General features: G+C 68.2%; 15 protein-coding genes. 8 read left to right on the forward strand and 7 right to left on the reverse strand.

Annotation, left to right across the window (positions count from 1 at the left end; all coding sequences use genetic code 11):
* Nucleotides 1-6: 6 nt before the first annotated feature.
* Nucleotides 7-405 carry a DUF488 domain-containing protein gene (locus ACZYSP_RS16820; protein WP_093078131.1) on the reverse strand — a complete coding sequence of 133 codons (399 nt, stop codon included), beginning with the start codon at nt 403-405 and terminating at the stop codon, nt 7-9.
* A gap of 38 nt (nt 406-443) precedes the next feature.
* Nucleotides 444-2,312 carry a PhoX family protein gene (locus tag ACZYSP_RS16825; RefSeq protein ID WP_093078132.1) on the reverse strand — a complete coding sequence of 623 codons (1,869 nt, stop codon included), beginning with the start codon at nt 2,310-2,312 and terminating at the stop codon, nt 444-446.
* Nucleotides 2,313-2,405: 93 nt separating this feature from the next.
* On the opposite strand from ACZYSP_RS16825, the gene ACZYSP_RS16830 reads away from it, so the two are divergent.
* Together ACZYSP_RS16830 and ACZYSP_RS16835 are read left to right on the forward strand one after the other, a co-directional pair.
* Nucleotides 2,406-3,236, forward strand: a complete 831-nt coding sequence (locus ACZYSP_RS16830) for a crotonase/enoyl-CoA hydratase family protein (protein WP_093078134.1) — start codon at nt 2,406-2,408, stop codon at nt 3,234-3,236.
* Between the two features lie 365 nt (nt 3,237-3,601).
* The gene (locus tag ACZYSP_RS16835) at nt 3,602-3,916 is read left to right on the forward strand and encodes a hypothetical protein (protein WP_093052086.1); all 315 of its coding nucleotides are present in this window, start codon (nt 3,602-3,604) and stop codon (nt 3,914-3,916) included.
* 10 nt (nt 3,917-3,926) lie between these two features.
* Here ACZYSP_RS16835 and ACZYSP_RS16840 read toward each other — a convergent pair whose 3' ends face one another.
* From ACZYSP_RS16840 to ACZYSP_RS16855, 4 genes are all read right to left on the reverse strand, one after another.
* On the reverse strand, nt 3,927-4,148 hold the full coding sequence (locus ACZYSP_RS16840) for a hypothetical protein (RefSeq protein ID WP_093052083.1): 222 nt from the start codon (nt 4,146-4,148) through the stop codon (nt 3,927-3,929).
* Between the two features lie 34 nt (nt 4,149-4,182).
* Entirely contained in the window at nt 4,183-5,442 is a 1,260-nt protein-coding gene (locus tag ACZYSP_RS16845; protein WP_093078135.1) for an acyl-CoA dehydrogenase family protein, read from the reverse strand.
* Between the two features lie 121 nt (nt 5,443-5,563).
* A complete protein-coding gene (locus tag ACZYSP_RS16850) occupies nt 5,564-6,721 on the reverse strand; it encodes a DSD1 family PLP-dependent enzyme (protein ID WP_093078137.1) in 1,158 nt (385 codons plus the stop codon).
* 73 nt (nt 6,722-6,794) lie between these two features.
* Nucleotides 6,795-7,463, reverse strand: a complete 669-nt coding sequence (locus ACZYSP_RS16855) for a GntR family transcriptional regulator (RefSeq protein WP_177192811.1) — start codon at nt 7,461-7,463, stop codon at nt 6,795-6,797.
* Between the two features lie 157 nt (nt 7,464-7,620).
* Here ACZYSP_RS16855 and ACZYSP_RS16860 point away from each other — a divergent pair, with 157 nt between their 5' ends.
* The 6 genes from ACZYSP_RS16860 to ACZYSP_RS16885 are packed head-to-tail and all read left to right on the forward strand — an operon-like array spanning nt 7,621 to nt 14,237.
* Nucleotides 7,621-8,598, forward strand: a complete 978-nt coding sequence (locus tag ACZYSP_RS16860; protein ID WP_093078288.1) for a VOC family protein — start codon at nt 7,621-7,623, stop codon at nt 8,596-8,598.
* 39 nt (nt 8,599-8,637) lie between these two features.
* The gene (locus ACZYSP_RS16865) at nt 8,638-9,492 is read left to right on the forward strand and encodes a fumarylacetoacetate hydrolase family protein (protein WP_093078140.1); all 855 of its coding nucleotides are present in this window, start codon (nt 8,638-8,640) and stop codon (nt 9,490-9,492) included.
* Nucleotides 9,493-9,546: 54 nt separating this feature from the next.
* Nucleotides 9,547-10,779, forward strand: coding sequence for an amino acid ABC transporter substrate-binding protein (locus tag ACZYSP_RS16870; RefSeq protein WP_093078141.1), 1,233 nt, complete (start codon nt 9,547-9,549; stop codon nt 10,777-10,779).
* The gene (locus tag ACZYSP_RS16875; protein WP_176928731.1) at nt 10,779-11,639 is read left to right on the forward strand and encodes a branched-chain amino acid ABC transporter permease; all 861 of its coding nucleotides are present in this window, start codon (nt 10,779-10,781) and stop codon (nt 11,637-11,639) included. Before ACZYSP_RS16870 ends, ACZYSP_RS16875 begins: the two co-directional genes overlap by 1 nt.
* On the forward strand, nt 11,636-13,447 hold the full coding sequence (locus ACZYSP_RS16880) for a branched-chain amino acid ABC transporter ATP-binding protein/permease (RefSeq protein ID WP_093078143.1): 1,812 nt from the start codon (nt 11,636-11,638) through the stop codon (nt 13,445-13,447). The genes ACZYSP_RS16875 and ACZYSP_RS16880 overlap by 4 nt, the downstream gene beginning before the upstream one ends.
* The gene (locus tag ACZYSP_RS16885; RefSeq protein WP_093078144.1) at nt 13,440-14,237 is read left to right on the forward strand and encodes an ABC transporter ATP-binding protein; all 798 of its coding nucleotides are present in this window, start codon (nt 13,440-13,442) and stop codon (nt 14,235-14,237) included. The genes ACZYSP_RS16880 and ACZYSP_RS16885 overlap by 8 nt, the downstream gene beginning before the upstream one ends.
* On the opposite strand, the gene ACZYSP_RS16890 is transcribed toward ACZYSP_RS16885, so the two are convergent.
* Nucleotides 14,167-14,469 (reverse strand): hypothetical protein, encoded by a 303-nt coding sequence (locus tag ACZYSP_RS16890; RefSeq protein WP_093052060.1) that lies wholly within the window; start codon nt 14,467-14,469, stop codon nt 14,167-14,169. The two genes, ACZYSP_RS16885 and ACZYSP_RS16890, sit on opposite strands and share 71 nt — an antisense overlap.
* Between the last annotated feature and the right edge of the window lie 6 nt (nt 14,470-14,475).

The raw sequence follows: 14,475 nt of genomic DNA on the forward strand, positions 1-14,475 counted from the left end.
CCTTGCTCAGTCCGCAATGTCCGCGCCGCGCTCGGCCAGGAGGCTGCGCAGCACGGAGCGGTGGCAGTGCGCTTCGTCCTCGCAGTAGCAGCCCACCGACAGGGCCGTGCCGTGCGACAGCGCGGCCAGCAGGTCGAGGCTGCGGCTCGCGTCGGACTCGGCCATCTCGGCCCTGAACTTGCGCACGAAGGCGTTCCATTGCGCGGGCGAGTCGGCTTTCTGGGCCTCCTGCGCCTGCTTCATCGTCTCGACGGAGGGCGCGAGGTTCGGGTACCACACGTCGTACCAGTCCTGCGAGGCGAACTCGGTCTTCGGAACGCCGCGCGGCGGGCGGCGCACGGTGCCGACGCGCAGGCCTTCGCCGGGCGCACGCGGGGTGCCCAGGCGGACGATGCGGATGCTCATGGTGTTCTTCCTTTTCCCTTGGGCTTTGAGCCGATGTCTCAGGTGCCGACGATACCGCCGTCGCGCCGGCGTATTGCCAGCGTTGCCGAGCGCGGCCGCGCGCTGCCCGGCTCGGTGCCATCGGGCCAGGCGCTGTTGTGCCTGGTGTCGCCGTCGTCGCGCGCCTCGCCCGGATGCTGGATGTTGACGAACAGCGTGTGCCGGTCGGGCGTGACCACGCAGCCCGTGATCTCGCAGCCGTTGGGCCCGGTAAGAAAGCGCTTGATGCGGCCCGAAGCCGGGTCGGCGCACAGCATCTGGTTGTTGCCCAGCGAGGTGTAGGGCGGCTTGCCGAGCACCTGGCCGCTCAGGTCGGTCTGGATCCAGAGCAGGCCACCCCGGTCGAAGTGCAGGCCGTCGGGAGCACCGAACATGTCGGCATCGCCCGACGGATAGCGTGCGCCGCTGCCGGGCTGTGCCGGATCGCCGGCGAGCGCGAAGTGGTCCCAGGCGAAGCCGGTGCTGGCGGCGTCGCCGCCGTCCTCTCGCCAGCGCAGGATGCCGCCGAAGAGGTTGTTGGCACGCGGGTTGGCCGCGTCGGGGGCGGGCTTGCCGGCGTCGCCGCGCTGGCTGTTGTTGGTGAGGGTGACGTAGACCTCGCCGCTTTGCGGGTGGATGGCAATCCACTCGGGGCGGTCCATCTTCGTGCCGCCCACGACGTCTCCCGCCAGCCGCGCATGGATCAGCACCTCGGCCTGGTCGGCGAAGCCGTGCGCCGTGTCGAGGCCATCGCGACCGTGCACGAGCTCGAGCCATCGGCCGCGGCCGCCGGCGTCGTAGCGCGCCACGTGGAGGGTGCCGTCGTCCAGCAGGTGGCTGTTGGCGGCACGAGCGGCGGCATCGGTGCCGGGACGCACCTTCTCGCGGCTGATGAACTTGTAGATGTATTCGAAGCGCGAGTCGTCGCCCATGTAGACCACCAGCCGGCCGTCCCGGGCGACGGTGCAGGTGGCGCTCTCTTGCCGCTTGCGGCCGAGTGCGGTGCGCTTGATGGGCGCGGCGGTCGGATCGAAGGGGTCGATTTCGACCACCCAGCCGAAGCGGTGCGGCTCGTTCGGATGCCGGCTCAGGTCGAAGCGCTCGTCGAAGCGCCAGTACTCGACCCACTGCGAGCCGGCCACCGTGCCGTAGCGGCGCTGCGCCGCCGTTGCGCCCTGAGCCGCTTCCTTCGGGCCGCCGAAATAGCCATGGAAGTTTTCCTCGCAGGTGAGGTAGGTGCCCCAGGGCGTGACGCCCATTGCGCAGTTGGCAAAGGTGCCGAACACTGCGTCGCCCGCCGGGTTGGCGGCAGTGCGCATCAGCGGCGTGCCCGCGGCGGGGCCGGTGATGCGCATCGGCGTGTTGCCGTGCACGCGACGCGCAAAGGGCGAGGGCCGCACCTGCTGCCACCCCTGGCCGGTGCACCGGATCTCGATCACCGAGACACCCATGGCGTGCAGCGACTTGCGCACCTTCTCGGCAGTCCACGCCTTGACGCCGTCGGTGTGCAGCAGTTGCTCGTCGGTGTATTCGTGGTTCATCACGAGCAGGCCGCGGTCGCCGCTTGCGTCGAGCGCGAAGAAGTGCATGCCGTCGTGATGCATGCCGGCCTGCACGGCCTGGTCGTCGGCGCTGTTGCCGGCATCGGGCGCGAAGGCCGGCATGCTGCCCGCGACGCCGGTGGGCGTGCCCCAGGGATAGAGCAATTGCCACTCGTATTCGGGCGGCACGACGATGCCGTCGCGCAACGAGGCCGGCACGCCCGTGAAACCCAGCACGTTGCCGCGGCCCGTGGGCGAGGAAGGCACGGCGCAACCCTGGCCGAAGAGCGCCACCACGGCAGCGGCGGAGCCCGATTGCAGAAGAAAGTGACGACGATCCAGGGGCATGGCAGTGGGTGTTGTTGTGTAGGCGACAGCCACGATCATCGCCGGGCGCCGCACCCGGCGATACTGGCGCGGCAACCGCCCAGGAGACATCGAATGACCGACCGCATCGAATGGACCCGCCACGCCGACGGCGTGGTGGAACTGCAGCTCGCACGCGCCGACAAGATGAACGCGCTCGACCCCGCGATGTTCGACGCGCTGATCGAAGCCGGCGAGGCGCTGCGCGACGACAAGGCGGTGCGGGCCGTGGTGATCTCGGGCCGCGGCAAGGCTTTCTGCGCGGGGCTCGACATGGCGTCTTTCGAGCGCATGCAGAAGCAAGGCGCGGGCTCCGGAGTGCTGGGCGAGGGCGCTGCCGGCGCCGACCTGCTGGTGCGCACGCACGGTATCTCGAACGCCGCGCAGCAGGTGGCGATGGTCTGGCGCGAGGTGCCGGTGCCGGTCATTGCCGCCGTGCATGGCGTGGCCTTCGGCGGCGGCTTGCAGGTAGCGCTGGGTGCGGACATCCGCATCGTCGCGCCCGACACCAAGCTTTCGGTGATGGAAATCAAGTGGGGCCTGGTGCCCGACATGGCCGGCATGGTGCTGATGCGCGAACTCGCCCGCAGCGACGTGGTGCGCGAACTCACCTTCACGGGCCGCATCTTCTCGGGCGAGGAAGCCCTGCGCATCGGCTTCGCTACCCGCGTCATAGCCGATCCGCTGGCCGGGGCGCTGCAGATGGCACACGAGATCGCCGGCAAGAGCCCCGACGCGATCCGCGCCGGCAAGCGGCTGCTCAACGCGTCGGCATCGCACAGCGCAGCCGAGATGCTGCTGGCCGAGTCGGTAGAGCAGAAGGCCCTGATCGGCAGCCCGAACCAGGTCGAAGCCGTGAAGGCCAACATCGAGCGGCGCGCGCCGCGTTTCAGCGCTCCGGCCTGATCCGCCGGGCTCCCGGGCCCGTGCGACTCATCATTTGTGCCCGGGCAGCCGGGTAATCCCCCAGCCCGCCGGGGCCGAACTTCGCGCACCCTCGCACCCCATCTTCTACGGGTGCAGTCGAGCCCGCGTTTGCCTGTGGGCGGGCCCTTCAATCTCGCGCCCAAACAGCCGAAAAGAATGCAAAGTGCTTTTTAAGTGTCTTTGTGTAAGAATTAAGTAGTTGTTTTAAAGGGAGAATGAACGGGAATGGAGGCAATTTGTGTGCAGAAGGTCACGTCTTCCTCTCTGATGGCTTCCGCGGAGGATGGCTCCTGACAGCGCACTCATTAACAATTGAAAGCTTTGCTTAGCGACGGCGATCCTGCATGTCGACGACCACGTTTTTTTGCAACCTCAGCGTGCCCATTCTGGTGGGCGAGGATCGCTACAAGTACATCCCCATCGTGGGGGTCTTTCGCAGCATTCCATTCGATCAAGTCGATGAATGGGTGATGCACCCCGACGGCCAGCCGCGCAGTGACCGCGAGCTGGCGGCCGAAGTTCTTGTCGAGATCCGCAAACCACTCGGTTCGAGTGGACGCACAGCGCCGCACGCTTTCGAAGTGGGAGACATCCTGCAGCTCGACCGCGCCGCCGCGATTGTCGTGTCCACCTTCCTGGCGGCGCTTCCGCGCGTCTGACGCACTCCCTTCAGTCGCACCTGAAGAGCACGCCGTTGCCCGGTGTGTTCGGCGCATCGGCCTGCTCCAGGAAGCGGATCGGGTTTCCGTCCTTGCGGCAGTAGGCCTCCGCTTCCTGCGGACTCGCCGCCCGAAGGATCCCGTCGTAGAGACGCACCACGCCGGTCACGGGAGTGGCGCAGCCGGCAATGACGGTGGCGAGGGGAAGAAGGGCGAGCAGCAATCGGCGCATGAAAGAAGTCGGGTCCGGTGAAAGACCCGCGACTTTAAGCGCTGCTGCTTCCCACCGCCCAATAGAAAGTCGGCCTTGCCCCGTTGAGCAGATGGTCGCCCACCACGCGCCCCTTGTAGATGGTCGGGTTGTGCGACGCCAGCGTGCGCGCATTGCGCCAGTGCCGGTCTAGCCGTCGGTCTTCCTGCAGCGCCGAGGCGCCGCCGATGTCGAACAGCCGCGTGCCCGCCTGCAGCACCGCATCAACGATGCCGGCCTGTGCCTTGGCGGTGTTCAGCTCTACCTCGAACAGCAGGCTTTCGGGCACGGCTTCGCCGCGTTGGCGGAAGCGGTCGACTTCGCCCAGCCCGCGCGCCACGGCCTGCACGGTCGAGGTCGCGATGAACGCCGTGCTCGCAAGCTGGCCGATGACCTGCTGCACCAGCGGATCTTCGCGCGGCGTGTCGCCGCTGCCGTGGCTGTAGACGCGCTTGCGTGGCTGCACGAAGGCCACGGCGTCGCGCACGATGGCGCGGGCAATGCCGGCCAGCGTGGCGAGGTGCGTGAGCTGGAAATGCGCGGTCAGCGGCGTGGGCTGGTCGCGCACGTACAGCAGCACGTTCTCGGCTTTCACCCGTACGTTGCGAAAGCGCGTGGTGCCCGATGCACTCAGCCGCTGGCCGAAGCCGCGCCAGTCGTCCACGCGCTCCACGCCCTGTGCTTCGGCCGGCACGAGCGCAATCACGCGATCGCTGCTGCCGTCGTCGTTCAGGCGCTGGGCTGAAACCGAGATCCAGTCGGCGTACAGCGTGCCGGTGCTGTAGTACTTGTCGCCATCGAGCCGCCATGCGTCGCCGTCGCGCTTCAGCGTGGTCTGCAGTGCCCCGAGCGGGCCTTCGCCAAGCTCGGTGGTGGCGTTGCCGAAGATCACACCCTCGGCCGCGAGGCGCATCCATGGGCCGTGCAGGGCGGGGTCGATCTCCGCGAAAAGCCGCTCGATGAAGCCGAAGTGCGCGCGCAGGATCTGCGGCAGGTTGGAGTCGGCCTCGCCAAGTTCGATGAGCAGGTCGTAGAGCTGCTCGACCGAGCCGCCCAGGCCGCCATGTTCGAGCGGCACACGCAGCGCGCCGAAGCGCTCTGCGTTGAGCCAGGCCACGGGCTCGTAGGCGAGCTCGCGTTCGTTCTCGCGCTGCGCCGCATGCTCGGCGGTGCGCTGGAAGATGGGGCGGAAGCGGGCTGCGAGCTGCTGCGAGGAAGGCGCTTGCACGCCCAGGGCATGTGTTGCGGGCCGCGTCGTTGCTTGGATGGATTCCATGGAGGCAGGGCGTCCCTGGAAGGGCGCCCGGAAGAGAGAGACAGGCGCCCGACTGTCCCCCGCGGCGGGGCCCTTGTGAAATACGCTTTTCGAGTTTTCTTATGCCGCCCGTTCCTATCCCTTACCGCCGGCCGCGCGCGTCCACCGGCCAGATGGCGACCAGCGTGCCGCCTTCGACCACGTGGTATGCGTCATGCAGATTGACTGTGGGGTCGCAGTGCGGGGTGATGAACTCCACGCGAGCGCCCAGCGCCGGCCGCTGCGCCTGCGAGCCCGGGGGCAGCATCAGCTTGCCGTGCTCGTCGCCGAAGAAGGCGTAGCGGCTCGACGCGTCGGCGCCTTTCGCCACCAGCGGCACGCCGCTGTCGGTCGAGAAGCACTTGGTGCCGCCGTCCACCGTCACCCAGTCGGGCGCATTCGTGCTGACCACCGCCGTCTGCACGAACAGCGAGACGTCGAAGGGCGAGGGCTGTTCGCCGCTGGCCAGCACGCTCGTGTATTCGGCGTCCATGAACACATACGAGCCCGCCTGCAGTTCGGTGAACGCGTTCTCCTGCGAATCGAGGTCGTGCGTGCCGGTGCCCGCGCCCGTCACGATGTCGAAGTTCAGGCCCTGCCGCTTTGCCGCCGCGACGATGCCCGCCACGGTTTCGCGCAGGCCGGCCGCCGCCGCGCTGCGCTTGTCGCGCGACACGATGTGCTGCAGGTTGCCCGCATACGACTGCAGTCCGCGCAGTCGCAGGCGTGGCTCGGCAGCTGCCAGCGCCGCCAGCTCGAGCACCTTCGCCTGCGTGGCGGCGCCGGTGCGGTTGTAGCCCGCGCCGTAGTCCACGAGCACGTCGAGCGGATGCGTGAGTTCGCTCGCGGCGCGCGCCAGATCGGCCAGGTTCTGCGGGTTGTCGACCACCACCATCACGTCGCCTGGGCGCGCGCGCTGCGCCAGCTTGATGAGCCGCGCGATCTTGCTCGGCGTGACTGCGGGCGAGGTGATGAGCACGCCCGGAATACCGCCCTGGACCATCACCTCCGCCTCGCCCAGCGTGACGCAGCTCACGCCGACGGCGCCGGCCGCCACCTGGCGCCGTGCGATCTCGACCGACTTGTGCGTCTTCACGTGCGGGCGCAGGTTGACGCCGCGGGCCTTGGCAAAGGCGGCCATTCGTTCGATGTTGCGCGTCATCGCGGGCAGCTCGATCAGCAGGGCGGGGGTGTCGAGAAGATGGCGTCCGCCGGGAACGCCGATCAGCGGCGCGTTGACTTGCAGCAGGTCTTGGGGCATCGGGGAAAAGCCTTCGTGGAGGCGCTTTGTGGAGGAGATCGGGGCGAGATGATCGCACCGAAATGCCTGCCTCCTATCTGTCGGCCGGCGGGTTCGTCTTCAGCGCCGTCATCAGCAGGCGGCCGGTGGTCTGCAGGTGCTCGGCAATCAGCGTCTGCGCCGCCTGGATGTCGCGGTTGAGCACCGCATCGAGCAGCGCCTGGTGTTCGGCCCCCACGTCACGCGCCTGCTTCGACAGCGGCGCCGACAGCTGCCGGTAGCGTTCGCTCTGCTGGTAGAGCATCTGGTGCATGCGCAGCAGCCAGCCGTTCGGGCAGCCCGCCACCAGCGCGTTGTGGAACTCCGCGTGGCTCGCCGTCCATTCGGCGCTCAGCATCGTGGGCATGGCCGCGTCGCGCTCGGCCAGCCGCGAGAGGCGGTGGTGCGCCGAGACCACGCTGCCTTCCCAGGCGAGGTCGCCGTGGCGGATGGCTTCAGCGAGGCACAGCTTTTCGATCTCGATGCGTGCCTTCACCAGCTCTTCGAGGTCGGTCGCCGAAATGGGGCTCACGCGGTAGCCGCGCGCCGGCTCCGACACCACCAGCGCCTCGGCTTCCAGCATGGCGAGGCCTTCGCGCACCGCGCCTGCGCTCACGTCCAGCTCTTCGGCCAGCGCGGCGATGTTGAGCTTCGAGCCCGGCAGCAGCCGCCCGCCCACGATGGCCGTGCGCAGCTCGGTGAACACCTGTCGTGTCTGGCTCATGCCTTTCGTTTTTTCGTTCATTGCACTCCCGTCACCGCGGAAAACGGCCTGATGTTACTTGTTAACCCTAATGATCCATGGATGGCTAAACAATAGACTAACGTTGAAAGAATATATTATTTGTTCCAACATGGATAGCCGATTGGAGACATACGACATGGCCGATATCCAGCTTCGCACCCACAAAAGCCCCGAGCGCGCGGCGTTGCACAGCGTTCATTCGCTCGATGCCTTCGTCTTCACCGTGCCCGATCTCGACGAGGCCGCGCGCTTCTACGACGCCTTTGGGCTGGAGCCGAAACGTGAGGGCGACCGGCTCGACCTGTACACCGCAGGCCACCCGCACGCCTGGGGTTCGCTGTACCAGGCGCCCGGGGTGAAGAAGCTGCAGTACCTGCGTTTCGCCTGCTTCGCGGAAGACTTCGACGCCATCGCCGCGCGCATCGAGCGCCTGGGCGTGCCGCGCTGCTCGCCGCACCCGCTGGGCGACGACCGCGGCCTGTGGGTGCTGCACCCGGACGGTTTTCCGGTGCAGGTCGTCGTGGCCGCGAAGAGCGCGCCAGACGCGGGCAGCGAGCCCGTCGTCGCGCCGCGCCCGCCCGTCGGCACTGGCGCCTCGCCGAACCGCGCGCGCATTCCGAAGGTGCATCCGCGCCGGCTCTCGCACATCCTGATGTTCTGCGCCAAGGTGCCAGAGGCTTTGCGCTTTTACGAAGACGCGCTGGGCTTGCGCGTTACCGACCGCTCGGGCGATCTCATCGTGTTCATGCACGGCGTGCACGGCAGCGACCACCACCTGATTGCGATGGCGCATTCGAACGGCCCGGGGCTGCACCACCTGAGCTGGGACGTCGCGAACATCGACGAAGTCGGCCGGGGCATGGAGCAGATGTATGCAGCGGGCCACGTGCGCGGCTGGGGCGTGGGGCGCCACGTGCTGGGCTCGAACTACTTCCACTACGTGCGCGACCCGTGGGGCAGCTACTCGGAGTACTCCTGCGACATGGACTTCGTGCCCGGCGACTACGACTGGCGCGCCGCAGACCACCCGCCCGAAGACTCCTTCTACGCCTGGGGCCCGAAGGTGCCCGAGGACTTCGTCACCAATTTCGAGGTCGAGGCCGCCAAGGCCTGAGACCGTTTCTTCTCTGCATCCGAATCACAAAGGAATCCCATGCGTCTCCTCGCCTTCAACCATAACGGCAAGCCGGCCCTCGGCTTGCGCCTCGGCCAGGAGGTCGTCGACCTCACCGCCGAAGGCCTGCCCGCCACGCTCGATGAACTGCTGCGCGCCGGCCCCGAAGCCATGGCCGCCGCGAAGAAGGCCGGCGACGCGGCCCGCGCGCGCCTGCCGCTCGCAGGCATCGACTGGCTGCCGCCGGTGCAGTCGCCCTCCAAGGCCATTGCCGTGGGCCTCAACTACATCGACCACGCCGCTGAAAGCAAATTCGACCCGCCGACCTACCCGGTGCTGTTCCATCGCTTTCCGTCGTCTTGGGTCGGCCACAACCAGCCGATCGTGCGTCCGCACGTGTCGACGCAGTTCGACTACGAGGGCGAGTTGCTGGTGGTCATCGGCAAGGCCGGGCGCTACATCAAGAAGGGCGATGCGCTGAGCCACGTGGCGGGCTACTCGGTGTTCAACGACGGCTCCATCCGCGACTACCAGTTCAAGTCGGCGCAATGGATGATGGGCAAGAACTTCGACCGCTCGGGCTCCTTCGGCCCCGAGTTCGTCACCGCCGACGAGCTGCCTGCGGGGGCCACGGGCCTGAAGTTGCAGACGCGCCTGAACGGCACCGTGCTGCAGGACGCGAACACGCGCGACATGATCTTCGACGTCGCCACGCTGGTGTCGGTGTGCTCCGAGCCCTTCGCGCTGCAGCCGGGCGACATCATCATCGCCGGCACGCCCTCGGGCGTGGGCCTGGCGCGCAAGCCGCAGATCTTCATGAAGGCCGGCGACGTGTGCGAAGTGGAGATCGAAGGCGTGGGCCTTCTTTCGAACCCCGTCGTCGACGGAGACTGAGCAGCGGCAGCAGCACCAAGGCCGCGCTGACCAAAACAATTACGGAGACAAAAAATGAGCATCGATCGTCGTTCCTTCGTCGCGGCCGCCAGCGCTTTCGGTGCCCTCGGCACTGGCGCGCTGTTCAGCGGCACCGCCGCCGCACAGCAGCCTTCGGGCAAGCCCATCCGCGTGGGCGGCACGCTGGCGCTCACCGGGCCGCTCTCGGCCACGGGGCTCGTGCACAAGCTCACGGGCGAGATCTACGTGGAGTCGCTCAACCAGCGCGGCGGCCTGCTCGGCCGGCCGGTGGAGTGGGTGCTGAAGGACGACCAGTCCAAGCCCGACCTCGCGCGCACGCTGTACGAGCAGCTCGTGACGGCCGACAAGGTCGACCTGCTCATCGGCCCGTATGCCACGGGCGCGATTCTTTCCGCCATGGGCGTGGCCCAGCGCTACAACAAGACGCTGGTGCACCACACCTTCGGCATTCCGAGCCTGGCCAAGTACGACCAGCAGTTTCCGGCGTGGTCGCTCGGCCCCGACCCCGAGAAGACGATGCCCGCCATGGTCATGGATGCGCTGGCCACCTCGCCCAAGCCGCCGAAGACCATCGCCATCGTCACCAGCAAGTTCCCCTCGGTGCACTTCGTGGCGCTGGGCGCGCGCGAGGTGGCGAAGCAGCGCGGCCTGAAGGAGGTGTTGTTCCTCGAATGGGACTTCGGCAACCGCGACTTCGGCCCCATCGCAGGCCGGCTGAAGGAGGCCAACCCCGACTTCATCTGGAACGGCGCCATCGGCCTCGAGGGCAATCAGCTGCTCGATGCGATGAAGAAGATCGACTACGCGCCGCTGCATCACTTCTATCACGTGCCCGCGCCCGCGCCGATGCTCAAGGCGCCCGAGGCCAACGGCGCATTGGCCACCACCATCTTCGAAGACCATCCGCCGTTTACCGACAACCCGACGGCCGCCGAGTTCGTGAAGGTCTACCGCGAGCGCGCGGCGAAGGCCGGCATGCCCGACACGGCGGTGGAGACGCAGGCCGCCGCGTCGTTCTCGGCCTGGCAGATCATCGAGGCCGCCGTGGTCGCCACCAAGGGCATCGACGACAAGGCCATGGCCACCTGGCTGCGCGCCAACAAGGTCGACACCATCCAGGGCAAGCTGCGCTTCAACGAGCGCGGCAACTTCGGCGACGACCTGGGCAAGGTGAAGCAGGTGCAGAACGGCAAGTGGGTGGTGGTGTGGCCGAAGGAGTGGGCCGCCCCCGGCACGAAGCTGCAGACGCGCGGGGTGACCAGCTGATGAGCTTCCCCAGTGCCACGCTGCTGGCCCAGTCGATCCTGGCGGGCCTGTTCACCGGGGCGCTCTACGGCCTGCTGGGGCTCGGCCTCAGCCTGTCGTGGGGGATGCTGCGGCAGATCAACCTCGCGCACTTCGCGCTCGCCTTTCTCGGCGCCTACCTCACGTACGAACTGTCGAGCCACCATGGCGTCGATCCGCTGCTCACGCTGGTGGTGATCGTGCCGCTGTTCTTCGTGCTGGGCGTGGCATTGCACTGGGTGCTGACGCGCTTTCGCGTGAGCCCCTTCAACTCGCTGCTCGTCACCTTCGGCATCACCGTGATCATCGAAGCGCTCTTGCAGTGGACCTGGACGGCCGACTACCGCAAGCTCGAATCGAGCTACGCGGAGCACAAGCTGCAGATCGGCCCGCTCTACCTGCCGGTGCCCGAGCTCATCACGCTGGCGCTGGGCGTGGGCATCTCGCTTGCGGTGTGGTTCGCGCTGCGCCGCACCGACCTGGGCAAGGCGATGCGCGCCGCTGCCGAAGACGCACCCATCGCCGCCGCCTTCGGTGTGAACCAGAACGCGCTGGCGCTGATGCTTTCGGGCCTCAACGCGGCGCTGGCCGGCGTGGCGGGCGTGTGCATTGCGCTGGCGTACACGCTGTCGCCCTCGCAGATCTATGCGTGGATCGGCGTGGTGTTCGCGGCCGTGATGCTGGGTGGGCTCGGGCGGCCGCTCGGGCCGCTGATCGCGGGTTGCATCATCGGCGTGACCGAGGCCGTGACCATGACAGTGACCGCGCCATCGTGGGCGCCGCTGGTGTCGTTCTCGCTGCTGATGTTCGTGCTGCTGGTGCGGCCGGGGAGGGTGGCATGAAGCGCTCGTTCCTGCTGATTCTTGCGGCCGGCGCGGGGCTTGCTGTGGTGCCGTGGCTCGGGCTGCCGGCGTTCTACGAATCGATCCTGTACCTGGTGCTGCACTGGGTCGCGCTGGCCACGTCGTGGAACCTGCTGTCGGGCTACTCGGGGTATTTCTCGTTCGGGCACGGTGCGTTCTTCGGCATCGGCATGTACACCACGGCTACGCTGGCAACGCGCTTCGACATTCCGTTTCTCTGGACGTTGCCGGCCGCCGCCGTGGTGGCCGCGCTGTTCGGCACGCTGCTGGGCGCCGTGGCTTTCCGCGTGCAGGCGGTGCGCGCCGAGCTGTTCTCGCTGCTCACGCTGGCGGCCACCTTCGTGGTGGCGACCATCATCCTCAACACGCCCATCGACGGCGGACCCGGCGTGTACATGAGCGCGGTGGCGGTGCCGCAGATCGGACCGACAGCTTCTGGCACCTTCTACCTGCTGGCCTTGGGCGTGGCGGTGCTGACGGTGCTGGCGTCGCTGGCCGTGTACCACTCGCGCTTCGGCACCGGGCTGTTCGCCATTCATGACGACGAAGATGTGGCCGAAGTGATGGGCGTGCCGACGTACCGCTTCAAGCTCGGCGCCTTCGCGCTCTCGTGCGGGCTGGCGGGCGTGGTGGGCGGCGTGCATGCGCTCTTCGTGTCGTACGTGACCACGGGCGATACGTTCACCATCGCGATGCCGCTCACGGTGGTGCTGATGTCGGTGCTCGGCGGCACGCGCCACTGGGCCGGGCCGATCGTCGGCGCGACGGCGATCACGCTGCTGCTGTATGCCTTCACGGGCGGCGACAGCGCAATCATCGGCAAGGGCATGACGGGGCTGGTGCTGATTGTGGTGATCCTCTTCATGCCCGAAGGCCTGCTGGGGCAGGCGCTGAAGTGGTGGAACGCTCGGCGCGGTGCGCCCGCGGCCTCGTCCGCGCCGGTCCATGTGGCCGTGGCTGATGAAGCGAAAAAGCCCGCTGCCATCACCGGCGAAGTGCTGCTGCGTGCCGAGGGCGTGCGCAAGTCCTTCAAGGGCGTGCACGCGCTGCGCGGCGTGAGCCTCGAAGTGCGGCGCGGCGAGATCCTCGGCCTGCTCGGGCCCAACGGCTCTGGCAAGTCGACCTTCATCAACGTCGCGAGCGGCCACTATGCGGTGACCGCCGGGGTCATCGAGTTCGAGGGGCGACGCATCTCGGGCGTGCCGGCGCACCGCATCGCGCAGGGCGGCATTGCGCGCACGTACCAGATCCCGCGTCCCTTCGCGCACCTGACGGTGCTGGAGAACGTGGCGCTGCCGGCGATGTTCGGCGCCGCCGCGCTTGACCGCAGGACGGCGGAGGCCGAAGCCTGGCAATGGCTGGCCTTCACTGGCCTGACCGAGCGCGCGCACGCCTTGCCGGCGGAGCTGAACCTGCACCAGCGCAAGTTCCTGGAGTTCGCGCGCGCACTGGCCTCGCGGCCGCAGGTGCTGATGCTCGACGAGGTGCTGTCGGGCCTCACGCCATCGGAAATCGACGAGGCCGTGGCGCTCATCCGCCGCATCCGCGACCAGGGCGCGACCATCGTCTTCGTCGAGCACGTGATGCGCGCGGTGATGGCGCTGTGCGACCGCATCGTGGTCTTCAACCGCGGCGAGGTGCTGGCCGAAGGCGCGCCGCATGACGTGATGCAGCGGCCCGAAGTGGTGTCGGCCTACCTGGGCCAGGCCATGGAGCCGGAGGCGCCCGCCGCGCCAACTGCCGCGTCGTCCGTGGCGGGTGTCGAAAGGGAGCTGGCCCATGCTTGAACTCGAATCCATCCGCGTTGCCTACGGGCAGGCCACCGCGCTGTGGGATGTGTCGCTGTCCATCGGCAAGGGCGAACTGCTGTGCATCGTCGGGCCGAACAGCGCGGGCAAGAGCACACTCATCAATGCGGTGGCGGGGCTGCACCGCATCAGCGCCGGGCGCATGCGCTTCGAGGGACAGGACATCTCGCGCCTGGCGCCGCATCGCTTCTGCGCCCAGGGCATCGCGCTGGTGCCGGAGGGGCGGCGCCTGTTCACCGAGATGACGGTGCGCGAGAACCTGGAGCTCGGCAGCTACCTGCGCGCGGCGCGGCTGGAGCGTGCTCGCTCGATGGAGCACGTCTGCACGCTGTTCCCGGCGCTGACCGAAAAGCTGGAGCAGCCGGCCGGTTCGCTATCGGGCGGCCAGCAGCAGATGGTGGCCATCGGCCGCGCGCTCATGGCGCGCCCCAAGCTGCTGCTGCTCGACGAGCCCTCGCTGGGCCTGGCGCCGAGCATCGTGCTCGACATGTTCACCGCCATCCGGCGCATCCATGCCGACGGCATCGCGGTGCTGCTGGTGGAGCAGAACGTGGGCATGGCGCTCGACGTGGCCGAGCGCGCCGCGGTGCTGGAAGAAGGGCGCATGGTCGCGCTGGGCCGGCCGGAAGAACTGATGGCGCGGCCGGAGTTGCGGCGCGCCTACCTGGGGCTGGATGCCGATGCCGCAGAGGGTGGCGCTATGCCGGGTGCGACGGCCCATGGTGCCCGGGCCGCCGCAGCGCCAGCCACCACAGCAGCGCGGCATTGATCGCCCAGCTGCCGGCCAGCATCATCAGCGCCGTGTTTGCGACGCCGGGCGAGAGGTCGAGCGTCAGCAGGCTCAGCGACCACGGCAACCCGCCCGCGATGGCGACCAGCATGCCGGCCTCGCTGTCGGGCACGACAGCGCAGGCCAGGATGCAGACGGCGCCGGTGATCGTGTAGATCAGTGCGGCGGCGCGCCATCCGGGGCGTTGGGGCGGTCGTGAATTTGCGGGCATGCCTTG

The organism is Variovorax sp. F042, from assembly GCF_057814215.1.